We start from the raw sequence: 21,333 nt of genomic DNA, 5'->3' as shown, positions 1-21,333 counted from the left end.
GGCAGCCGGTCACGTCTGGCGAGTTCCGCGACCGGCTGAGGCAAGGTCCTTCGTCCCGAACTTTGATATCGTCAATGGTCGGCGACTCGCTCCCTGGAGCCGCTTGCTGGAGAGATGATCCCGAAAAGTCCATTTGTCTCCTTGTTAGGACCGGCCGAGAAGTACAGCGTGTCGGGGCTCGAATTGCGGCCGCCACCGAGTGTCAGAGTCCACAGCCCGTCGATTGCCAGTGGATTGCCGAACTCATTCTCCAACTGATCGACGAACCCGCCGTCATTGTCGAAGACATTGATTCGACCATCGCCGAAGTTGCCAATGAGAATCTTGCCGCTGAAGCGGCCGAACGCAAACGATGCGCGCGTGATACCCCACGGCGAGTCGAGCGTCCCTCGGCTTGCAAAGCGACGCAGCAGGTGGCCGTCGGTATCGAATACATCGACGAATCCGCGACCGCGTCCTGCATCGTCGTCGTGCTTCTCTTTGTTCTGCTTTGCGTAGGTGACGAAAAGATCTCCATCGATGTTCGCGATGCCAAACGGCGCATAGCCGGCTGGGATGTTCGGGTCGACGAAGCCGCCGTCGGTCGTCGCAGGCGTGAACAGGCCGTCTGAACCGTTCGGCCCAAATACATCGATCCGACCCGAACGGAAGTTCGTCGCAAACAGGAATCCGCCTTGCGCATTCACTCCGAAGACGAGCGCCTTGTAGACAGCCCCGCTTGCGGCGGAGGGATTGGACGAGTTATCGACCGCGATCACGGCGTTGTTCGCCGGATTCAACCCACCGGCCCAAGCGGAAATCGTGCCATCTTCAGTTGCGAAGATGAATAGGGCCGGGATCTTGGTACCTGGCACGAGAAACGCAGACGAAGGATTCCATACAATCCCGGTTGGCGCCGCGGGCGTGGGATTCGGTGGAGACTTCGGAAGGACGGGATGACAGGCGCCGGCCGGTATCACGTTGCCTGGCAGCGGGATGGCGACCTGCAGCGCCGTCACCTTTGTCCCCTCGCCGTCATACAGCGTGGAGCAGCCGGTGGCATTGTCGTTGATCCAGAATGGACTTCCTGCCGGACTAAAGGCAATACCCCAGGCGTTCTGCAAAACACCGTCGACCTTCGGGGCAGAACCTGCCACGTTGGACACGAGCGGTTTGACGACATAGGCATCATCAGCAGCGGCATGCCCGATTGTGAAACCGGCGGCGAGCACAATCACAGCCGCCTTGAGACCACGCGAGATCAGAGACATAGCTACCCTCCTCGGCACTGGCGAGACATCGCCGCAAGCTAAACGACCGCAGGACTTCGAATATTCCCGCTCTACAAGAAGAATTCCGAAGCCACGACTTGCCACGACCGGTTGCTTCAGAGTCGACGACGTCGATCTATCTGCATAGTGATGAAGTGAAGCGGGCACGGCAGATGAGCGAGTTCGGCAGGTGGCTAAAGTGCCTTGCTAAAAGCCGCATCGTGCACTAAAAAACATCTACCTAGCTCGTACGTCTACTGGCCGCCCAGCCAATGCGGTGGGCGCCTCCACCCAGCGAACGCGACAGTCTATGAGTCTTCTCGAGCTCAGAGGCGTTTCCAGACATTTCGGCGCCATTCAGGCCCTGATCGACGTGACGCTCAGCCTGGAGCCAGGCGAGGTGGTCGGGCTCATGGGCGATAACGGGGCCGGGAAATCGACATTGGTGAAGGTGGTCGCCGGCAACTTTCCGCCTTCGCACGGTGACATTCTCATCGATGGAAATCCCGTGCATTTCAACAAGCCGATCGACGCCCGCACGCGCGGCATCGAGGTCGTCTATCAGGACCTCGCGCTTTGCGACAATCTGACGGCAGCCGCCAACGTCTTCCTTGGCCGCGAACTGCGGATCGGGTTCGGACCTATCCGCGTGCTCGATCACGCGACCATGTATCGGCGTGCGGGTGATCTGTTCAAGCAACTGAAGTCCGAGACGCGCCCGCGCGACCTCGTCAGGCAAATGTCGGGAGGGCAGCGGCAAGCGGTGGCCATCGCCCGCACACGCCTCTCCGAAGCGAGGCTCGTCCTCATGGACGAGCCGACCGCCGCAATCAGCGTCCGCCAGGTCGCCGAGGTGCTTGATCTCATCAAACGCCTGTCCGAACACGGTATCGCCGTCATCCTCATCAGCCACCGCATGCCTGACGTATTCGCCGTCGCCCACCGGGTGGTTGTCATGCGGCGCGGGCGCAAGGTCGCGGATAAGAAGACCGAAGCGTCCTCCCCGGAAGAGGTGACTGGTCTCATCACCGGCGCCATCGCCGCTGCCTGAAACTGCCTTGCCTCGGAGCCCCACATTGAACGACGCGTCGCGAAGGCCCCCCACAATGCCGCCATTGCTCGATGATCCACAGTCCGCGAGGACGCATACTCGCTGGTCGGGACTACTCGCAAGCCAGGTGTTCTGGGTCGTGATGGCAACGATCGTTGCCTGTATCGCCCTATCGATTGCGACCTCGACCTTCGCGACCTCCGAGAATCTTTTCAACGTTACGCGAAACTTCGCCTTCGTCGCCATCGTGGCGCTGGGAATGATGGCGGTGATCGTCACGGGCGGCATCGACATTTCGGTCGGCTCGACCATCGGCATCAGCGGTATCGTGCTCTCGGTCGTCATGAACGCGGGCTACCCGATCTGGGCCGGCATCGGCATGGGACTACTGACCGCCGGGCTGGTCGGCCTCGTCAACGGCTTGCTGATCGCGTATCTCGGCATGCAGCCTTTCGTCGTGACGCTCGCCATGCTGAGCGTCGGCCGGAGCCTCGCACTCGTGATTTCCCGCAGCCGGACCATTTTCGATTTCGGCCCCGACGGCAGCAAACTCCTCGCGCTCGGCGGCGGCGCGACGCTCGGCGTCGCCAATCCGGTGTGGTTCCTGATCCTGCTTGGGCTGTTGTTCTGGTTCGCGTTCGGCTGGACGCGCTGGGGCCGCTACGTTTTCGCGATCGGCGGCAACCGTCATGCGGCGACGCTCACCGGCGTACCGGTACGCCGCATCGTTTGCAGCGTCTACGTGCTCTGCGGCCTGATGGCGGGCGTCGCGGCGATTCTCGAAGTCGGCTGGCTGGGCGCAGTCACGACAGGCCTCGGCACGGGCGACGAGCTGCGCGTGATCGCGGCCACCGTGGTCGGTGGGACCAATCTGATCGGCGGGGTTGGCAGCGCCTTCGGCACGGTCGTCGGCGCGGCGCTCATCGAGGTCATCCGCAACAGTCTGATCCTGCTCGGCGTCGACGCGTTCTGGCAGGGCACGGTCGTCGGCAGCTTCATTGTCGTCGCGGTGCTCTTCAACCGGCTCGGTGGCGAGCGGCAAGGGGATTGAAGTGTCTCTGGACGCACCGGCCGCTTTCGAGCCGGTGCGCAGGACGCGGGACGCGTTACGAAGACTGTGTAAGCCGACATGGGCACCGTAGAGCCGGCGCTCAACAGGAGGAAGCTATGAAAAAATTGTGGATGTGTCTTGCTGCGGCTGGAGGACTCGCGATGCTGGCGTCCCCGGGCTTTGCGGCCGATAAGACCCTTGCGCTGGTCGTCAAGGGTCTCGACAACCCGTACTTCGACCTTATGCATCAGGGATGCGAACGGGCGAACAAGGAACTCAACAAGCAAGGCTACAACTGTTATTACACCGGTCCCGCGACCGCGGCCGACGAGAGCGCGCAAGTGCAGATCATCGACGACCTGCTGACCAAGGGCGTCGCGAGCATGGCGATTTCGCCCGCGAACGCGCCGGCTGTGGCGGAGGTGCTGCGCCGCCGCGGCGGATCGGTCCCGGTCATCACTGCGGATGCCGATCTGCTGCCGAAGGATGCGTCGCTGCGCAAGAGCTATGTCGGCACCGACAACTACGAGCTGGGCGCCAAGCTTGGCGAACAGTTGAAGATGCTGATGCCGAAAGGCGGCAACGTCTGCCTCGTGATGGGCAATCCGGCAGCGGAGAACATCAATCAGCGGGCCCAGGGCGCACGCGACGTGCTATCCGGCAAGAAAGGCGTCACCAAGCTCGCTGGCGAGAACGGCTGGCATGAGATCAGTGGCTGTCCGCTCTACGTGAACGACGACGCCGCGAAGGCGAACCAGATGATGCAGGACACGCTGACCGCCAACCCCACGGGCCTCGACGCCTTTCTGCTGGCGGGCGGCTGGCCGCTCTTCGCTCCGCAGGCCTTTTCGCAGGTCGTCGCCCCGATCACGGACAAGATCAAAAACGGCAAATTCGTGATCGTCTCGGCTGACACGCTCGGGCCCGAACTGCAGGCGCTCAAGGACCGCAAGGTGAATGTGCTCGTCGGCCAGCGGCCCGAGGAAATGGGCTACCGCGCCGCGATGGTCATGCGTGACCTCGCGGAAGGGAAGTCCGTGCCTCCGGTCATTCACACGGGACTCGACGTCTGCACGTGGAAGAACGCCGACACTTGCCTGAAGCATTGAAAGCCGGTGACCACGGCGACGACGAAGCCGTACTTCGCGAGTCGCGGATGAAATGGCCATCGAAATGGATGAGCGCGGTCCTGGCAGTCGTCGCGGTCGCTGCTCTGCTTGCCGTCCCGTTGCCTGGGCCGGTCGATCTTACGACGAGGATTGCCACCGTGATCTCGATCGAGCGACCGGATACGGTGGTTTTCGATTACGTAACGACACCCGCTCACTGGCCCCGCTGGCACCCGTCTTCGCTATCGGTAAGAGGGGCGATCGACCACTCGTTAAACGTTGGTGAACAGGTTGCGGAAGAATTTCGCGTGGCGGGTCGCCGGGGAAGCGTCCTGTGGACCGTCGCCGTACGGGACCGTCCGCGCAAATGGGCGATTGTCGGCACGATAGACGGGAAGCCAGCAGGCACAGTGAGCTACGCTCTGACGCCCGTAGCGTCCGGGACACGATTCGAGCGCGAGTTCGTGTACCGCGCACCGACACTGTGGTTTGCGGTGTTAAATGTCTTGTTCGTTCGAACGAGAATCCAGCAGGAATCCGACGAGGCAGTCGCGCGACTGAAGAAAGCCTTGGAAACAATGCCGTAGCCCGGATTTTTTCCGAATCTTTTGTTCACACACATTGCACTACAGAACCTGGAAGGCGGCGAATGCGCCGCCCGCGAACACTTGCTGCGAGAAGATCTGCCAGATGCCGCCCACTCGCGCGCCAATCATGCACATGTATTGGAGTGGATTCGCGCCAGCGCCCGGCACCGGGTAGCCATTTGGAAAGCCGGGGATGCTCCTCGATCAGGCGCGGTGCGCTTGGCCAGCCCGGTTTGCGCAGATCGTTGATCGAGCGCGCCTTGTACCAGACATTCCATTCATCGAACGACAGCATGATGCGTTTGCTCGAATGCTTGCGCGCCGCCACGCTGTCCGCAACGGCGACGCTCTCCTTGATGAACAGATCCATCACGTCGATGTTGCCGAAGAATTCCGCGGTCGAGTCATGACGGTTCTCGAAGTACGTGTGCAAGGAGATGAAGTCGACCGATCGAAGCAGTGTTCGAGCACGCGGTCTTCCCGCGCTCCATAGGTCGGCATGTCATGGGTCGACGAGCCGCACGCCGCGAGTTGAATGGTGGGATCGACCGCGCGCATCAGTTTGGCCGTTTCGGGCGCGACGCGGCCGTACTCGTCGGCGGTCTTGGGCCGCGGCAGCCGAATAGCCGAACAACCATTGGCGGAAGCCGGATTCGTAGATGAACTGGACGAGCGGTCGCGATGCATTGTTCGGTCCGCCGCCGGTCAGCAATTGCGCCTGACCGAACAGCTGGAACTGGAACACCGCTTCGATCACCGCAACCAGCGCGACGGTGCGCCGGATCGACGGCAGCGTGATCGCTCAGGGAAGGTCGAGCGGCGCTGCTCTTCACCTTCCCCCATTCGTGGGCGCGGAACAGGAAAGCTTACCGGCGGGCCTCCGTTGCCATACGGACTGCAAGGCCCGCTAGCACTGTGCCCATCAACCAGCGTTGAAGCGTAATCCACGTCGGGCGGCTCGCGAGAAATCCGGCAATCGAGCCAGCCATAGTCGCAATGGCTGCATTCACGCAGACGCTGATCACGATCTGCGTTGCACCCAGCGCAAGCGATTGATGAAATATGCTGCCGTGCGACGGATCAATGAACTGAGGCAATAGCGACAGGTAAAGCACGGCGATTTTGGGGTTCAGCAGATTGGTGGTGAACCCCATCAGGAACAGTTTGCGACGGCTGTCCACGGGAAGATCGCGGACCTGAAATGGTGAGCGTCCGCCGGGCTTGACTGCTTGCCACGCAAGATAGAGCAGATACATCGCGCCGCCAAAGCGGAGCGCATCGTAGGCGTAGGGTATAGCGAGAACCAGAGCGGTGATGCCGAATGCGGCACACAGCATGTAGAAGACGAAACCAAGGGCGACGCCAGCCAAGGAGATAAGTCCAGCTTGACGACCTTGGCAGATGGAGCGTGAAATCAGATAAACCATATTCGGTCCGGGTGTAAGCACCATGCCGAATGCAACGAGACCGAATGAAAGGAAATGGCTTAGATTGGGCATCGAAAAACTCCAAAGTTACGCGTATCGAAGGCGGCGAATTTTCATGCGTGATTTTCCATTAGCTTTGCGGGTTGCCGCCAGCAGATGTTTTGCGAGACTCAAGCGAACGGATGCAGCGCCAGTTCGAGAACCCAGGACGATGAGGAATAGGAGAAAGCAACAGCGGAAGGTTTTTGGACTGATCTTCTGCCGCACGATCGAGCCCGACCACATTCCAGCTAGAGCGGGCACGACCGCCAGCAGCGACAAGCCGAGCTGGTCAATCCTGAACGCGCCACGGGCGAGCATATGAGATTCGATCTCGCGGATCTGCGTCTGTTCGTTTGCGTGGTCGATGCTGGCAGCATTGCAGCCGGGGCCCGACAGGCAATTCTCGCATTGACGTCGGCAAGCGAGCGGATTAGTAACATCGGGTCGGATGCAGGTGTCGTTCTGCTTGAAAGAAGCCTCCGGGGGTAGTGACCACCGAGGCAGGAGAGGCGCTCGCGCACCATGCGCGTCTGATTCTCCAACACAGTCTGTTGCAGGGGGAACTACGCGACTTCGGTGCCGGTGAACGTGGTACGTTGCTGCTGTACGCAAATACGGCAGCGCTTACTGGCCTCTTGCCGCACGCAGCCGGCGATATTGAACGCGCCCCCGCAATCGACCACCGCTGCGGTGGCGCCCAGTTCCGAGGAGTTACCATGCCGCTCGCCACCGCCTCCGCACGGCTCGCCGCCGATGCCCCCAACTATCTCGTGGCCCTCGAAGCCGGCCGCCATGCGCTCGCTGGCGACGAAGGCCCGCACGAAGGCGGTCAGGATCGCGGGCCTGCCCCTTTCGAATTCGTGCTTGCGGGCCTCGCTGCGTGCACGTCCGCGACGCTGCGCATGTACATGCAGCGCAAGGGCTGGCCCGACGGCGCCATCGATGTGACCACGACGCTGCACGCGGACCAGGAGCGCAACCCGTACATTCGTCGCACCGTCAACGTGGATGCGCCGCTCGACGCCACGCAACGGGCTCGACTCGCGGAGATCTGCGAAAAGACGCCCGTCACGCTCTTCATCAAGCGCGGCACGCGCATTGACACCACGATGATAGAGCGGTGAAGAGCGGACGAACGCGTACTGCAGGCTAGTTCCCGTCATTGCTCTCATATGGTCGATGCGCTTCGGCAACTGACGTTTGCCGCTCAGTGTTGCCAGAACAGGGCGGCCGGCTGCATACAGCCATCGGAGGGACATACGAAGGGATTTATTTAACCCTTCAAGTTCCATCCGATCTTGCCGCGCATTGAACAAGAGCCGCATCGGCGACAATCAAAAAAAGCGCGTCAATCAACATCGGCTCATCAACTTCGCCGCGACATTCACCTTGCGTGGGGCGCAGTTCTCATTCAGATTGTCGCGCCACACGATAGGGACTACCCGTCGGATAGCCGCTATGACCTTCGTCTCGTGCACGATAGCGCGGCCGAAAATGAGGCGGCGGATTACCTTGACCCGCCCGAGCCCGAACCGCCTCCGCCGTAACCGCCACCGCCCGAACCGCCTGAGCCGTGACCGCCTCCACCCGGACCGCCTGAGCCGTGACCACCCGCGCCCGAACCGCCTGCACCCGAATTGCCTGCACCGTGACCGCCCGCGCCCGAACTGCCTGCACCCGAGCCGCCTGTGCCCGAGCCGCCTGAACCTGAACCGCCTGAACCTGAACCGCCTGCGCCCGAGCCGCCTGCGCCCGAACTGCCTGCACCGTGACCCCCTGCGCCCGAACTGCCTGAACCCGAACCGCCTGCGCCCGAACCGCCTGCGCCCGAACCGCCTGAACCCGACCCGCCTGAACCTGAACCGCCTGCGCCCGAGCCGCCTGCCCCCGAACTGCCTGCACCGTGACCACCTGCGCCCGAACTGCCTGCGCCCGAGCTGCCTGCGCCCGAACCGCCTGCGCCCGAGCTGCCTGCACCCGAACTGCCTGCGCCCGAGCTGCCTGCGCCGTGACCGCCTGCGCCCGAACTGCCTGCGCCCGAGCTGCCTGCGCCCGAGCCGCCTGCGCCCGAGCCGCCTGCGCCCGAACTGCCTGCGCCCGAACTGCCTGCGCCCGAACTGCCTGGGCCCGAGCTGCCTGCACCCGAGTTGCCTGCACCCGAGTTGCCTGCACCCGAGCTGCCTGCACCCGAACTGCCTGCGCCCGAACTGCCTGCGCCCGAGCTGCCTGCACCCGAGCTGCCTGCGCCCGAACTGCCTGCGCCCGAACTGCCTGCGCCCGAGCTGCCTGCACCCGAACTGCCTGCACCCGAACTGCCTGCGCCCGAACTGCCTGCGCCAGAACTACCTGCGCCCGAGTTGCCCGCACCCGAACTGCTCGCACCGTGACCGCCTGCGCCTGAACTGCCGGCATTCGAGCTGCCGGCACCCAAACCACCGGCACCGGAACCGGCTGCGCCTGCGCCCGAGCTGCCTGCACCTGCACCCGCGCCACCGGCACCTGCACCCGCGCCACCGGCACCTGCACCAGAACCACGTCCGCCCGAACCGGCCGCGCCTGCACCCGAGTTGCCGGCATTCGAACCGCTCGCACCCGGACCGGCTGCGCCTACCCCTGAACCGCCCGCGCCCAACCCGCCTCCTGCGCGAGCGCCTGCAGGCTGCCTTTGAACCAGTTGCAGTGAAGCAGAATGCCGAGAAGGTGCGCCGCGAGTATTCGGAGAAGGTGCACTGCGGTGATCGAGCGAAGCGGAAGACCCGCGTGGGGCGTGCTCAGCACTGCTAGTTGCAGATCCCAGCGCAGGAACTGGCGATGGTCCCGCGACATGATCGGATGAAGACGCTCTTGGCGTCGGCGATTTGGGTCCAGTGATCCCGCTCGCATGCCGCTCGATTGCTCTTACGTCCGGCGCCGAATGGCGGCGAGCTTGTGTAGCGGTATAGCTTGCCTCGTCGGGCCCTCGCTTAACCGACTGCGGCGCAGCACTATCCGGAGTAGCTTTAGCGCCATGATCGGACGGAACGGAAAACGCAGGCGGGGCGAGTTCAGCACTGCCAAGCGCGGTTGGGTGAGTGGGAGGCGACGGCGGCAGCGCGACATGCCCGAACCACGTCGTGTGTGGCGCGGGCGACGTGGTTTCGATAATCCCGAGCGCCTGATCATCGTCGAACCGATCGATTTGCGCGACCACTCCCATGACGGCGACAGCCAACGCGCTTGCCGACCCAGCCCAAAGCGCGAGATGTCGGCCACGCGAACGCTGCGCGGTATTGATGTCTGCATCCGCGCTACCTGCACCAGAACCCGGAAGCCCGGTCCGCCTGAACATTCCAACACGCTTCGGATCGTTTCGCCTGGTCCTTCCATTCACTACGTTCATCTGCCGTCCCCTTACGGAGAGCTCATCGAAATGAGCCGCGGTTCGGCCTGTTCGCCCACGGTTCCGTCACGGCAATGGGGCGCCGTGAAAACGCCCGTCATCTTCGTGGCTGATCTGGACTAGTGGCCGGAATTGCCGTCCGGCGCACCTCTGCGCGATCCCTCGGAAGTCGGCGGCGACTCATGCGCATGCAGCATTCGCTGTGCCTGATGGGTCGCATCCCAATGAAGCTATGAGATCGTGGACATAGCATGGACATACACGGCTCAACAGGGTCCGTGCGGGCGGGGTTGCGGTTTGTGTCGCCTTAATCCCGCTTGCGTTATGAGGCACTTTGCATGCGCATCACGCAGCGACGGTCACCTGAGCGTGACGGAGACAAACCGGCGAGCATTTTGACGCTGGATCAGCACCGATATCGCTTTCTTCGCCTTTTCTTCCACTGCGCTCGCTTGCTCCCGGGATTCGATCAGCTCGCCATTGAACGACAGGACGATATCGCCAGTGCGAATGCCAGCCGTCGCCGCAGGTCCAGTCACCTGGTCCACCATCATCCCTTCCGGAAGATCATTCGCCCGCTTCTCGTCGTTGTTCAGCGGATGCATCGTCAAGCCAAGGCGATCCGGTGCGGCGCTTGCACTTTGGGCCGGAGGGGGATTCGACGCTGCGTCAGGGGTTTGCACGGCGCTTGGGGTTGCGCCGGGCGCGCCGACGATGATTTCAATCGTCATCGGCTTTCGGCTGCGGATCAGCGTGAGCGTCGTCTTCGTTCCGGGCTGCAGCCCGGCGGCATACTGGGACAGTTCGGCCGAGCGAGCGATCGTCCTGTCGCCAATCTGCATGATCACGTCGCCAGGCCTAATGCCACTCGCGGCGGCCGGCGTACCAGGCGTGACGACGTTGACGAGCGCCCCGGCCGGCCGTTGCAGGCCAATGGCCACCGCCAACCCAGGTCCGACGTCCTGAACCTCTACACCAAGAATGCCCGCCGGGCCATTGCTCTGGGTTTGCAACTGCGCTCGCACCTTATTCGCCGAGTTGATCGGAATCGCAAAGGTCAGGCTCGGGTACCGCTCCGCGTCCGGATAAACCTGCACGTCGATGCCGATCACGTCGCCCGCCCGGTCAAACAAAGGACCGCCCGAATTGTCGGGACTGGCGGCGACCTCGGTCTCGAAAAAGGGAAAACTGCTGCCGTCGGGCAACAGGCGCGACGTGGCGCTAACAATGCCAGTTGTAACGGTGTTCTGGTAACGGTCGGGCGATCCGATCGTCAGCACCTGTTCACCGACGCGCACGCGCGACGAGTCACCAAGCTTGACGGTCGGCAGCGTCGCAGCATCGATCTGAATCACCGCAACGTCGCTATCTGTGTCGACGACGAGCACCTTGCCTTTGAACTCCCGCCGGTCGGTCAGACTGACCGTGACTTCGTCCGCCTGATCCACCACATGTGCGGTGGTCAGAATGAGGCCATCGGGGCTGATGATGAAACCGGAGCCGGTGCCCGTTGTCACGCGAGCAATATTGCGTTGCGGCTCCGGGGATTGCGGGGCGACGCCGCTGAAAAACGCGGCAATCGGATCGTGGGGGCCGATGTCCTCAGGGGGCGGCGCCGATGTTTGCTTCTCTGCAGCCGTTGCGCGGATATGGACTACAGCGGGCCCGTATCGCTCGACCATGGTGGGGAAGTCAGATGGCGTCGTGGCATTGGCCGGTGCAACCAACTTCCCCTGGGCGGGCTTGGGTGAGGCGTTGTCGGCGGCGAGCGCAGCTGGCAAGAGGCACGGACAGCCGCCCAGAAGTCCAGCTACCACCGCAGCATGGAGCAAGGTGCGATTCAAGGTCCGGCGGAACACGGCGCCTCCGAGGCGGTCGTCATCGCAGCGTATCGAAGTCTGAAGCGACCAAGGCTAACAGCGATGGCGAACAGGACAGACGCTGATGAAATAATTCTATGCCTCTGGCGGCGCTCCGGTGTGACACGACTCACCACGAAAGCAAAATCACCCAGCTCTGGCGCGCCAGAATATAGAGAATGACGTGGATGACCGAGACAACTCGATACCACCCAGATCAGCTACGGATTTCGCGAGTCGCTTGACCACGGACCAGTGCAATTTCGTACTACCTGACTAAAAGCTTAGCCGTTGACCGCTCCCGCCGCGCCGGGTTGTTTGCGCTTGCGGCGCAGTTCTTCGGTCGCTTCGCCTCCGCCGTGCGGCAGCCAGCCCGGCGGCTGGATCACGTGATTGATCGCGATCCACGGGCTCTTCGCGTTGAACATATCGCGAATCAGCGTGGCCCAGTGCTCGAACTCGACGACGAGCGGGTTGCGCGACGTGGTCGGCGTCACGAGACCGTAGCGACACGGTTCGTCAGCGCGTTCTTCCACGTAGGTGCCGAACAGCCGGTCAAAGATGATCAGCACGCCACCATAGTTCGCGTCCAGATAATCGACGTTCGATGCATGGTGCACACGGTGGTGTGACGGCGTATTGAACAGATATTCGAACCAGCCCAGCTTGGGAATGTAGGTGGTATGCAACCAGCCCTGGTACATGAGATTGAGGAACAACGTGAGCAGCACGACCTCCGGCTTGATCCCCAGCCATACGAGCGGCGCGAAGAACAGCGTCGAGCCAGTCAGTTTGCCGGTCAGGCCGAGACGATAGGCCGTTGAAAGCGTCAACTGGTTCGGCGAATGGTGCACGGCATGCGTGGCCCAGAAGAAGCGCACGCGATGCGACGCACGGTGATACCAGTAGTAGCAGAACTCCATTCCGATGAAAAGCGCGAACACCATGAGCGCGCTATTGATGCCGACCGTAAAGATGCGATGGTCGTAGACGAAGCTGAAAACTGGCGTCGCGACCGATATCGGCAGCAGCGACATCAGCCTGCGCGCGGCCAGGTCGAACAGTGAGATCCACACCTCGTGCCAGGCAAATGGTGAGGACGCACTCTTCCTGCGGCTCAGCACGACTGCTTCGATCAGCGAAACGACAACGACGACGCCGGTGACGGCAAGAAGAAGTTTTGTGAAGGATTCCATGACGATGCCATATCGGGTGGTGGCGGGAGGTATCGTCTGCGGTGGTGAGGGGTCAGTGCATCGCATCGATACACGCACTTTAGATAGGGTTCGCGTGACTGGCTACGCAAAAGGTATTTCACCGCGTGTCATGGGATCACTATTCACGGGTCGCGGCGAACAAGGCGATGTGCCGCCGCTTCGCCCTCGTTGACTTCGAGAGCATCCTACCGAATTATTTCAACAAACTTACATCGTGACTGCGCGATTATCGGCAATACGGCACGCGCAGCCTTCCCGAATCTTTTATTCACAGACGCGAACCTGCCCCCTTCCCCGGCAATATAAGTTGCACCCTTTTGAACTAGACTTGGAAAATGGAAAATCGGGAACGGGAGTGTTAGCCATGAGTGAACCGTGCATCATCTCCGTTGCGATCACTGGCTCAGTTCCGCGCAAGAAGGACAACCCGGCTGTGCCGATCACGATCTCCGAGCAGATCGAAAGCACCCACGAAGCGTACGAAGCCGGGGCATCACTCGTTCATCTGCACGTGCGCGACGAACAGGAGAACTCGAGTTCCGACCGATCGAGTTTCGCCGCACTTCAGGACGGTATCCGCAAGCACTGCCCTGACATCATCATTCAGTTTTCGACAGGCGGTCGTGGCCGTTCGTTCGAGCAACGCGGCGCGATGCTCGACCTGCGCCCGGATATGGCGTCGCTCGCAACAGGCTCCGTCAATTTCCCGACTACCGTCTATGAAAATCCGCCGGACTTCGTGCGCGCGCTTGCGCAAACGATGCTCGACTACGATGTCAAACCGGAAATCGAAGTCTTCGATCTGGCGATGTTGTACAGCACGGCAGATCTCGTCCAGCAGGGGCTGCTGAAGTCTCCTGTGCACGTTCAATTTGTGATGGGTGTAAAGAACGCGCTGCCTGCGCGCCGCGAGATTCTCGAGTTCGAGGTCCAGCAACTCAAGACGCTATTGCCGGATGCAACATGGACCGCCGCTGGTATCGGACGGCATCAGTTGGAGGTCAATCATTGGACTCTTGAGATGGGCGGGCACTGCCGCACCGGTCTCGAAGACAATGTGCGCTGGGACAAGGACACGCTGGCAAAGAGCAACGCGCAACTCGTTGCACGGGTGGCCGCTTTGTGTGATGAATACGGCCGGCCGGTGGCAAGTGCGGCCAAAGCGCGCGAAATGCTCTATCTTCCCGCGAGATAAGCCGACTGGGCGGGCCACTCGCTCCCGTCCGGCGTCCGCGTAAGGGACGCCTGAATGCGCTACTCAACCCGACCGGGGCTCCGAGCCTTAGGTATTCGCTCAATGCTCCCGGCGTCGGCTGTCGCTACCTTTCCAGGTTTGGCAGCCCGACCGCATAATCGCGCTACGATACGCGTCGCACTTTGTCGAATCTCATACCCCCTCATGCTCGAACGCTTTCATCTCACCCTGATCCGCGAAGTGGACCGGCAGGGCTCGCTCACGGCAGCAGCCGGAGCGCTGCATCTGACGCAATCAGCGTTGAGCCATACCGTCAGGAAGCTCGAGCAGCAGCTCGGCACGCCGGTCTGGGACCGTGACGGCCGCAACCTGCGCCTCACCCAGGCGGGTCAGTATCTGCTGTCGCTCGCCGACCGGCTGCTGCCGCAGTTCGAGCATGCCGAAGCGCGCATGAAGCAATACGCGAACGGCGAGCGCGGCACACTGCGCATCGGCATGGAATGTCATCCGTGCTACCAGTGGCTGCTGAAGGTCGTGTCGCCGTACCTCGCGCGCTGGCCCGATGTCGATGTCGACGTCAAGCAGCGCTTCCAGTTCGGCGGCATCGGCGCGCTGTTCGGCTACGACATCGACGTGCTCGTCACGCCTGATCCGCTGAAGCGGCCCGGCCTCAGCTTCGAACCCGTGTTCGACTACGAGCAGGTGCTGGTGGTGGCCGACGGGCATCGGCTGGCCAACGCGCGTTACGTGGAGCCCGAACAGCTCGTCGATGAAACGCTGATCACCTATCCGGTCGACACCGACCGCCTCGACATCTACAACCTGTTCCTGCGCCCCGCCGACGTCGCCCCGCGCCGTCACAAGACGATCGAGACCACCGACATCATGCTGCAGATGGTCGCAAGCAAGCGCGGCGTGGCCGCGCTGCCGCGCTGGCTCGCCGAGGAATACGCCGACCGCATGCCGGTGGTCAGCGTGAAGCTCGGCAAGGCCGGCATCGCCAAGCAGATTTTTCTCGGCACGCGCGATGCGGATGCGTCGCTCGACTATCTGGCTTCGTTCGTCGAGTTCGCACGCAAGTCGAACTGGAAGGGCTCGAAGCCGCGGCGCTAAAGCTTGCATCTCGCGGATCGCACGCGGACCCGCGTTCCGTCATAGCGCGCGGCACGCTTCCGCGCAACGGCGACACGCATCGCTGCAATCCTGGCAATGCTGCGCCGGATGACGCGCGCATTCGTCGGCGCAGACATCGCACAGGCGCGCGCAGAGGTCGCAGAAATCGCGCATGAACTGCGTGTCGCGCGCGAGGGCCTCCGAAGTCAAGCGGCACAGCGACGCGCAATCCATGTCGAGCCGGATGCATTTTTCCATTTCATCGAGATGCCGCTCAGCGATGCACGCGGAGTAACACCGGGTACAGGCGCTCGCGCAACGGTCGAGCGCGTCGATACAGTCCTGGGGGGTCATTGCGGTTCCTTGGCAGCCTCGTCGCGCAGTAGAACAGCAATCAGCATGCCGTCTCGCGCTTACACCGTGCGACGCGTGAGCATCGTGCGTAGTTCGCCGATCGCGCGTGCCGGATTGATGGTGCGGCAAGTCCGCGGCTGCGCGCGTCAACCGTCCTCGCCCACTTCCTGCGGCTCGGGCAGATCGGGGAGGTCTTCGGTGGTTGGCGGCTCCGGTTCGCCCGGCATGTTCGGCAGGTCCGTGTCGTCGTTGGCGGGCGTCTGTTGCACGGAATGCTGCGTTGCGCTCATGGTCTGCTCCTTCAGGTTTCGTTCGATATGCCTGTCAGTGAGCATGCGGCAGACCCGCGACGCACCACAATCGGCCAGGGACGCCGATGCGGCGCATGTGCGTCATGGGATCGGCATCGGGCGATTGGTTGCCGCTCTGTCCCGAGCGCCGTTTTCGAGTGTCAGCAGGCGGCCTATGAGCTCGCCCTTGAGCTGATGCAGCAGCGACAGCTCCCGGCGAGTCGTGTCGAGCGCATCGCGCAGCAGAGGCTCGTCGCTGCGGGCGAGGCTTCCTTCCATTTTGGCCAGCGCGGATGTTCGCACCCTGATCTCGGTGCTTACGTTGATCATCTCCGCCAGCACATCTTCAATCCGTTCTGTCATCGTCTCCCCCAACCTTCGGGTTATTTACCTTCACATTCGACGCGTAAGCCTCCTTCGAGCGGTGCTCCGTGAAAAAAGGCGATCACCCGACATTGCGGCGTGATCGCCATTAAGCGTTTCTGGAGAAACGCTGTCCCCGAATCCGTGGGGGACGTCGCAGTATACGAACACTGTTTGGCGTAGTGCCATGTCCTTAAGTATCGGGTAACGGACAGTCTGGCCGCCCGACACCCGTCCGCAACTCATGAGTTATCAACACCCGATGCGTATGTCCGCGCGCCGCTGGCGCGACTATCATAAAAGTGGGCACGCGCTTATCATGCCCTTCACGCGCTGCCCGGGTGTAATTCAGCGGCCGGCACAGGTAACGATGCCGGCCTTTTTGTGTCAGCGCTGATCATCGCGTGGCCGTCAGCACGCGCACCGGAATCGACTTGGCACCCGGCACCTTGCTCTCTTTCGCGTAGTGCCACAGCGGCAGCAGCGGATTGCATTCCGGGTAATAGCCGCCGATGCATCCCTGCGGCACATCGAACGGCACGACGCTCAGCCCGTCGACGCGGCGCTCGACGCCGTCGTCCGCGATCGTCTCGAGGCCGATGCGGTCACCGTGCGCGAGCCCGCGCTTCTCCATGTCGGCGGGATTCATCAGGATCACCATGCGCGAACCCTTGATGCCTCTGAAACGGTCATCGAGGCCATAAATGGTCGTGTTGAACTGGCTGTCGCTGCGCAGGGTCATCAAGCGCAGCGAATCGGGCTCACGCTCGGGCATGTCAGGATCTTCGCCGATCGAAGTCGGCGCCATGAACTCGGCCTTGCCGCTCTTGGTCTTCCACTTGCGCTCGCGCGCGGGCAGCGGCCGTATCAAGCCGCCGGGTGTCCACATGCGTGACTCGAAATCATCGAACATCTCGGGCCACGTCTTCGCCATTTCCAGCCGTACCCGCGAATAGTCGTCGCGCCATGCATCCCAGTCGACGCTGGAGCGCTCGCCGAGGGTCGCCTTCGCGATGCCCGCGACGATGAACGGCTCCGAGCGGATCGTCGGCGCGGCGGGTTCGACCATGCCATGCGAGCCATGAAAGTGCGCCGTGCTGTCTTCCATCGATACCGCTTGCGCGCCGCCCGCCTGCCGGTCGATCTCGATGCGGCTCAGGCACGGCAGCAGATACGAGCGCTGGCCGTGCACCAGGTGGCTGCGATTGAGCTTGGTCGCCACATTGACGGTCAGCCCGAGCGCGGCCCACGCCGGTTCGGTGCGCCCCCGGTCGGGCACCGAGCGCACGAGGTTGCCGCCGAGATTGATCATCGCGTTGACCTTGCCATCGAGCATCGCCTCGAAGGCCTCGACGATGTTCATGCCTTTCTCGCGCGGCGGCTCGAACGAAAACTGTTTAGCCAACTGATCGAGGGGCGCGAGTTCCGGCTTTTCGGTGATGCCGACCGTGCGCTGACCCTGCACGTTCGAATGGCCGCGCACCGGCGACGGCCCCGCGCCCGGCTTGCCGACATTGCCGCGCAGCAGCAGCAGATTGCAGAGCATGCGCACGTTCTGCACACCCATCCGATGCTGCGTGAGACCCATGCCATAGTGGATCATCACCGCGTTCGCCTTCATGTATTCGTCGGCGGCCGCTTCGAGCGCGGCGCGCGGCAAGCCGCTCACGCGTTCGATGTCGTCCCAGTTCGCCGCGCGCGCGTACTGCGCGAACTGCTCGTAGCCGTTCGTATGCTCGCGGATGAAATCGACATCGACGACGCGCGCGCCGCCCGTACCGACCGCGCGATCGTCCGCTTCGATCACGAGTTTGCAGATGCCGAGGATCGCGGCGGTATCGCCACCCGTCTTCACCTGATGGTATTGCGTGCTGATCTGCGTATCGGTGGGTGTGAGCATGTCGACCGGTGACTGCGGATTTGCGAAATGCAGCAGCCCCGGTTCGCGCAAAGGATTGAACGTGATGATCGGCACGCCGCGTTTGCGCGCGTCCTGCAACTGATGCAGCATGCGCGGGCTATTCGTACCGACGTTCTGGCCGAAGAAGAACATCAGGTCGGTCTTCTCGAAGTCGTCGAGCGAGACCGTGCCGACGCCAACGCCAATCGCTTCCTTGAGCCCGACGCTGGTGCTCTCATGGCACATGTTCGAGCTGTCGGGCAGATTGTTGGTGCCGTACATGCGCGCGAAAAGCTGCAGCATATACGAGGTTTCCAGCGATGCGCGGCCCGACGTGTAGAACACCACGCTGGCCGGGTCGAGCGTGCGCAGCTCGGCGCCGATCGCATCGAATGCCTGCTGCCACGACACCGGCACGTAGCGGTCGGTAGCCGGGTCGTAGCGCAGCGGCTCGGTGAGCCGCCCCGCTTCCTCGAGATCGTGATCGTGCCACTTCGCAAGCTCGCTGACAGTGTGGACCTCGAAGAAATCCGGCGTTACGCGTTTGGCCGTCAGATCCCACGCAGTGGCTTTCGCGCCGCTTTCGCAGAACTCGAACGTATGCGGATCGGCCGGCTTCGCCCACGAGCAGCTGACACACATGAAACCGTCGGGCTTGTTCTGATGCATCAGAACCTGGCTATCCTTCAGCGGTGCTTTTTCCCGAAGCAGGATCGTCGCGACCGCCTTGACGGAACCCCATCCACCCGACGCATAGGGATATGCAGCGCTTTTGGCTTCATTGCTCATGAGTCCACCCCGTCTGGTCAAAAATGTCACGTCATGATGGGTCAGCACGTCACGTTCCTGGCTGCGGCCTCGGGGGGTACGGTGATTGCTGCGCCGCTGATTGCGGTGATGAAAGACCGGTTCCACAGGCTGTCGTCAGACAGCATCGGCCCACTGGAAGGAGAAGATCACGACAACTGTTGCAGAAGTGATGACACGCAATCCAGCGTCCATCGGACCCCGCCTGACCATACGAGAAGCTGCACAATTGATGACTGAACTGAACGTCGGCGTGCTACCCGTTTGCGAGGACGGGGAAGTGGTGGGCATGCTGACTGACCGGGATATCGTGACGCGCGCGGTAGCGCTAGGAGCGTCGCCCGAGGAAACGATAGAAGGAATCGTCAGTGGTGAACCGAGCTGCTGCTACGAAGACGACGACGTCCAGGCCGTCAAAGACAGGATGGCGGACGCGCAAGTCCGCCGGATTCCGGTCGTCGATCAAAGCGATCACCTGATCGGAATCCTTTCCCTCGGGGACCTTGCCACCCGCTCCGACGACGAAATTTCTTCAACGCTGGGGGCGATTTCCACGCCTTGCGAACCAGAGCGCTAAAGCACCTATACGTGCCGTGAATTCAACAGCCAGCCATTCGACGGATGCCGGCGTAGCCTGATCTATCCCCGGCGTACGTAGTGATCGGATACAACGTGGCGCCCATCGATCCAGGCGATCGCGAGTTCCGTCGCCTGAACGTGGGCGTCGTTCGGCTCCCCGAAATCGCCGTCGACGCCCAACGTCCGCGTTTCGCCTGTCGGGTCGGTCACGATGGCTGCCGCCCTGTAGCGATCGCTGTCCGCGGGAGTAACGACTGATCGGATCAACAAACCGCGGTACTTGGTAACTTGATCGGTTTTCATAGAGCCTCCGCCGAATACTGTCGCGCGGGCCGCGGATGCGGCCCGTATGCTGCGATCAGCCATTGACCGGAATACGCCGCACATGGGTCTGCGCGTCGGGTCGTTTTGCAACAGTTACTGTGAGCACGCCATTGCGAAAGTCGGCCGTGACCTTGTCAGGGTCTGCATCCGGACTGAGCTGTACGGAGCGCTGGAAAGTGCCCTGCCAACGCTCGCTATACACCGCGCCGGCCGACGATCCCTTCTTTTCACCGCGGATGGTGAGAACGTCCTTGTTCAGTGACACATCGACGTCCTTCTGTTCCAGTCCAGGCAGTTCAGCTACGACCTTGATCTCCTTGTCGGTTTCGCTGAGTTCAATGTTCGGCCAGCCAAAAGACGGCCCAAACGATGAGCCGAGTCGCGCCGGCAGCTCAAATCCCCGGAAAAAGTCGTCGAACAGACGGTTCATTTCGCGATGCAGCGCGAACACGGGGTGATCGTCGCGTTGATGAGCGCTCGGAAGATTGCTGTCGCGATTCCACGGAATAAGGTTTCTGAAGTCCATCTTTCACCTCCGTCACTAGCAGGCGAGCGAGCCACGGCATGCCGCCTGTCCGTGCTCCTTGCCTATACGCACGAATAATCGAAAGCGTACCCGCGGCATTGGCCCGGCCCACACGGTTGACGTAGCAAACTGCATATGCCGACAATCGGACGCGGCCTCGCCCGGCCTCGAGTTCAGCAACGCTCATACCCGGGCAAGCGCTATTGCTGAATGCTTTCATGAAGCGCTGTCCTCCTCGCGCGCGTCGCGCACCTGCAGGACTCCAGCCTCGATGCGCACCGGAAACACCGCCACGTCTTCGTAGGCCGGCGGAGCCAGCACCTTGCCGGTCCTGATACAAAAGCGGGCGCCATGGCGAGAACACACCACCTCGTCATCCTCGACGGCACCGCCCGTCAGGATGCCGCCGTCGTGCGGACAGGTATCTTCGATCGCGTAGCAGACGCCGTCGAGATTGAACACCGCTACCTGTGTGCCGTCCACGTCGACGCTACGCACCGAACCGGGCGGGAAATCCGTCATCGCCGCGACATCGACCCAGCTTGTCATGTCAAAGCATTCCCAATTGCAGGCGGGCGGCTTCGGACATCCGCTCTTTCGTCCACGGCGGTTCCCACACCAGCTCGACCCGTACCGTATTGACGCCCGCCACCGAATAGACGACATCTTCGATCGTCGCCGGAAAGGTCTGCGAGACCGGACAGCCCGGCGCCGTTAGCGTCATGCGTATGGACACGCTGCCCGTATCGCCATCGACGTCCAGGCCGTACACCAGCCCCAGATCGTAGATGTTCACGGGAATCTCCGGGTCGAACACCGTACGCAACGCGTCGATCACACGCGAGCGCAGGTCGCCGTCGCCGGGCTCCGGCCCATCTGCCCGTTTCAGCCAGTCGAATGCGCTCATCCT

Annotated in this window: 26 protein-coding genes; 11 read left to right on the top strand and 15 right to left on the bottom strand. The window is 62.3% G+C overall.

What is annotated here, in order from left to right; all coding sequences use genetic code 11:
* Window positions 1-71 precede the first annotated feature (71 nt).
* Window positions 72-1,250, bottom strand: coding sequence for a TIGR03118 family protein (locus tag AB3X86_RS33325; protein WP_368599246.1), 1,179 nt, complete (start codon window positions 1,248-1,250; stop codon window positions 72-74).
* 310 nt (window positions 1,251-1,560) lie between these two features.
* Between AB3X86_RS33325 and AB3X86_RS33320 the strand changes: the two genes are divergently transcribed.
* From AB3X86_RS33320 to AB3X86_RS33305, 4 genes are all read left to right on the top strand, one after another.
* Window positions 1,561-2,301: an ATP-binding cassette domain-containing protein gene (locus AB3X86_RS33320; RefSeq protein WP_176122759.1), complete on the top strand. Its 741-nt coding sequence runs from the start codon at window positions 1,561-1,563 to the stop codon at window positions 2,299-2,301.
* 142 nt (window positions 2,302-2,443) lie between these two features.
* Window positions 2,444-3,352: an ABC transporter permease gene (locus AB3X86_RS33315; protein ID WP_368599245.1), complete on the top strand. Its 909-nt coding sequence runs from the start codon at window positions 2,444-2,446 to the stop codon at window positions 3,350-3,352.
* A 116-nt stretch (window positions 3,353-3,468) separates the two neighbouring features.
* Window positions 3,469-4,461, top strand: a complete 993-nt coding sequence (locus AB3X86_RS33310) for a sugar-binding protein (protein WP_176380516.1) — start codon at window positions 3,469-3,471, stop codon at window positions 4,459-4,461.
* Window positions 4,462-4,508: 47 nt separating this feature from the next.
* Entirely contained in the window at window positions 4,509-5,048 is a 540-nt protein-coding gene (locus AB3X86_RS33305) for an SRPBCC family protein (RefSeq protein ID WP_368599262.1), read from the top strand.
* A 25-nt stretch (window positions 5,049-5,073) separates the two neighbouring features.
* Here the strand turns inward: AB3X86_RS33305 and AB3X86_RS33300 are convergent, their stop codons facing one another.
* From AB3X86_RS33300 to AB3X86_RS33285, 4 genes are all read right to left on the bottom strand, one after another.
* Window positions 5,074-5,418, bottom strand: a complete 345-nt coding sequence (locus AB3X86_RS33300) for a hypothetical protein (RefSeq protein ID WP_368599244.1) — start codon at window positions 5,416-5,418, stop codon at window positions 5,074-5,076.
* Window positions 5,419-5,550: 132 nt separating this feature from the next.
* On the bottom strand, window positions 5,551-5,805 hold the full coding sequence (locus AB3X86_RS33295; protein WP_368599243.1) for a hypothetical protein: 255 nt from the start codon (window positions 5,803-5,805) through the stop codon (window positions 5,551-5,553).
* 109 nt (window positions 5,806-5,914) lie between these two features.
* Window positions 5,915-6,547, bottom strand: a complete 633-nt coding sequence (locus AB3X86_RS33290) for a LysE family translocator (protein WP_176111699.1) — start codon at window positions 6,545-6,547, stop codon at window positions 5,915-5,917.
* A 15-nt stretch (window positions 6,548-6,562) separates the two neighbouring features.
* Window positions 6,563-6,835: a hypothetical protein gene (locus AB3X86_RS33285; RefSeq protein WP_368599242.1), complete on the bottom strand. Its 273-nt coding sequence runs from the start codon at window positions 6,833-6,835 to the stop codon at window positions 6,563-6,565.
* Between AB3X86_RS33285 and AB3X86_RS33280 the strand changes: the two genes are divergently transcribed.
* The 4 genes from AB3X86_RS33280 to AB3X86_RS33265 all read left to right on the top strand — a co-directional run bounded on the left by AB3X86_RS33280 (window position 6,836) and on the right by AB3X86_RS33265 (window position 10,019).
* Window positions 6,836-7,006 carry a LysR family transcriptional regulator gene (locus AB3X86_RS33280; RefSeq protein WP_368599241.1) on the top strand — a complete coding sequence of 57 codons (171 nt, stop codon included), beginning with the start codon at window positions 6,836-6,838 and terminating at the stop codon, window positions 7,004-7,006. It abuts the gene before it with no gap.
* A 227-nt stretch (window positions 7,007-7,233) separates the two neighbouring features.
* Window positions 7,234-7,641 carry an OsmC family protein gene (locus AB3X86_RS33275; RefSeq protein WP_018435075.1) on the top strand — a complete coding sequence of 136 codons (408 nt, stop codon included), beginning with the start codon at window positions 7,234-7,236 and terminating at the stop codon, window positions 7,639-7,641.
* Between the two features lie 184 nt (window positions 7,642-7,825).
* Window positions 7,826-9,301, top strand: a complete 1,476-nt coding sequence (locus AB3X86_RS33270; RefSeq protein WP_368599240.1) for a hypothetical protein — start codon at window positions 7,826-7,828, stop codon at window positions 9,299-9,301.
* A 313-nt stretch (window positions 9,302-9,614) separates the two neighbouring features.
* Window positions 9,615-10,019, top strand: coding sequence for a hypothetical protein (locus tag AB3X86_RS33265; protein ID WP_368599239.1), 405 nt, complete (start codon window positions 9,615-9,617; stop codon window positions 10,017-10,019).
* 236 nt (window positions 10,020-10,255) lie between these two features.
* Here AB3X86_RS33265 and AB3X86_RS33260 read toward each other — a convergent pair whose 3' ends face one another.
* Entirely contained in the window at window positions 10,256-11,755 is a 1,500-nt protein-coding gene (locus AB3X86_RS33260) for a trypsin-like peptidase domain-containing protein (protein ID WP_368599238.1), read from the bottom strand.
* Between the two features lie 284 nt (window positions 11,756-12,039).
* On the bottom strand, window positions 12,040-12,951 hold the full coding sequence (locus AB3X86_RS33255) for a sterol desaturase family protein (RefSeq protein ID WP_368599237.1): 912 nt from the start codon (window positions 12,949-12,951) through the stop codon (window positions 12,040-12,042).
* 385 nt (window positions 12,952-13,336) lie between these two features.
* On the opposite strand from AB3X86_RS33255, the gene AB3X86_RS33250 reads away from it, so the two are divergent.
* Together AB3X86_RS33250 and AB3X86_RS33245 are read left to right on the top strand one after the other, a co-directional pair.
* Window positions 13,337-14,167: a 3-keto-5-aminohexanoate cleavage protein gene (locus tag AB3X86_RS33250; RefSeq protein WP_176380586.1), complete on the top strand. Its 831-nt coding sequence runs from the start codon at window positions 13,337-13,339 to the stop codon at window positions 14,165-14,167.
* A 204-nt stretch (window positions 14,168-14,371) separates the two neighbouring features.
* Window positions 14,372-15,280: a LysR family transcriptional regulator gene (locus AB3X86_RS33245; protein WP_368599236.1), complete on the top strand. Its 909-nt coding sequence runs from the start codon at window positions 14,372-14,374 to the stop codon at window positions 15,278-15,280.
* A 39-nt stretch (window positions 15,281-15,319) separates the two neighbouring features.
* Here AB3X86_RS33245 and AB3X86_RS33240 read toward each other — a convergent pair whose 3' ends face one another.
* The 4 genes from AB3X86_RS33240 to AB3X86_RS33225 form a co-directional block, all read right to left on the bottom strand.
* Entirely contained in the window at window positions 15,320-15,634 is a 315-nt protein-coding gene (locus AB3X86_RS33240) for a four-helix bundle copper-binding protein (RefSeq protein WP_176122768.1), read from the bottom strand.
* Window positions 15,635-15,780: 146 nt separating this feature from the next.
* Window positions 15,781-15,924, bottom strand: coding sequence for a hypothetical protein (locus tag AB3X86_RS33235; protein ID WP_368599235.1), 144 nt, complete (start codon window positions 15,922-15,924; stop codon window positions 15,781-15,783).
* Between the two features lie 102 nt (window positions 15,925-16,026).
* The gene (locus tag AB3X86_RS33230; RefSeq protein WP_184228661.1) at window positions 16,027-16,287 is read right to left on the bottom strand and encodes a hypothetical protein; all 261 of its coding nucleotides are present in this window, start codon (window positions 16,285-16,287) and stop codon (window positions 16,027-16,029) included.
* A gap of 397 nt (window positions 16,288-16,684) precedes the next feature.
* Window positions 16,685-18,976 (bottom strand): FdhF/YdeP family oxidoreductase, encoded by a 2,292-nt coding sequence (locus tag AB3X86_RS33225; RefSeq protein ID WP_368599234.1) that lies wholly within the window; start codon window positions 18,974-18,976, stop codon window positions 16,685-16,687.
* Between the two features lie 190 nt (window positions 18,977-19,166).
* Here AB3X86_RS33225 and AB3X86_RS33220 point away from each other — a divergent pair, with 190 nt between their 5' ends.
* Complete coding sequence (locus tag AB3X86_RS33220; RefSeq protein ID WP_368599233.1) at window positions 19,167-19,571, top strand: CBS domain-containing protein; 405 nt, start codon at window positions 19,167-19,169, stop codon at window positions 19,569-19,571.
* A 62-nt stretch (window positions 19,572-19,633) separates the two neighbouring features.
* Here the strand turns inward: AB3X86_RS33220 and AB3X86_RS33215 are convergent, their stop codons facing one another.
* From AB3X86_RS33215 to AB3X86_RS33200, 4 genes are all read right to left on the bottom strand, one after another.
* Entirely contained in the window at window positions 19,634-19,876 is a 243-nt protein-coding gene (locus AB3X86_RS33215) for a hypothetical protein (RefSeq protein WP_368599232.1), read from the bottom strand.
* 55 nt (window positions 19,877-19,931) lie between these two features.
* Window positions 19,932-20,423, bottom strand: coding sequence for an Hsp20/alpha crystallin family protein (locus AB3X86_RS33210; RefSeq protein ID WP_368599231.1), 492 nt, complete (start codon window positions 20,421-20,423; stop codon window positions 19,932-19,934).
* Between the two features lie 216 nt (window positions 20,424-20,639).
* Window positions 20,640-20,972, bottom strand: a complete 333-nt coding sequence (locus AB3X86_RS33205) for a Rieske (2Fe-2S) protein (RefSeq protein ID WP_368599230.1) — start codon at window positions 20,970-20,972, stop codon at window positions 20,640-20,642.
* A 1-nt stretch (window position 20,973) separates the two neighbouring features.
* The gene (locus AB3X86_RS33200; protein WP_176365455.1) at window positions 20,974-21,330 is read right to left on the bottom strand and encodes an SUF system Fe-S cluster assembly protein; all 357 of its coding nucleotides are present in this window, start codon (window positions 21,328-21,330) and stop codon (window positions 20,974-20,976) included.
* Between the last annotated feature and the right edge of the window lie 3 nt (window positions 21,331-21,333).

This window comes from Paraburkholderia sp. BR14374 (assembly GCF_040948685.1).
GTDB lineage: Bacteria > Pseudomonadota > Gammaproteobacteria > Burkholderiales > Burkholderiaceae > Paraburkholderia > Paraburkholderia youngii.
The sequence above is the reverse complement of the archived record's forward strand: the minus strand, read 5'-3'. Positions and strand labels throughout refer to the sequence as shown.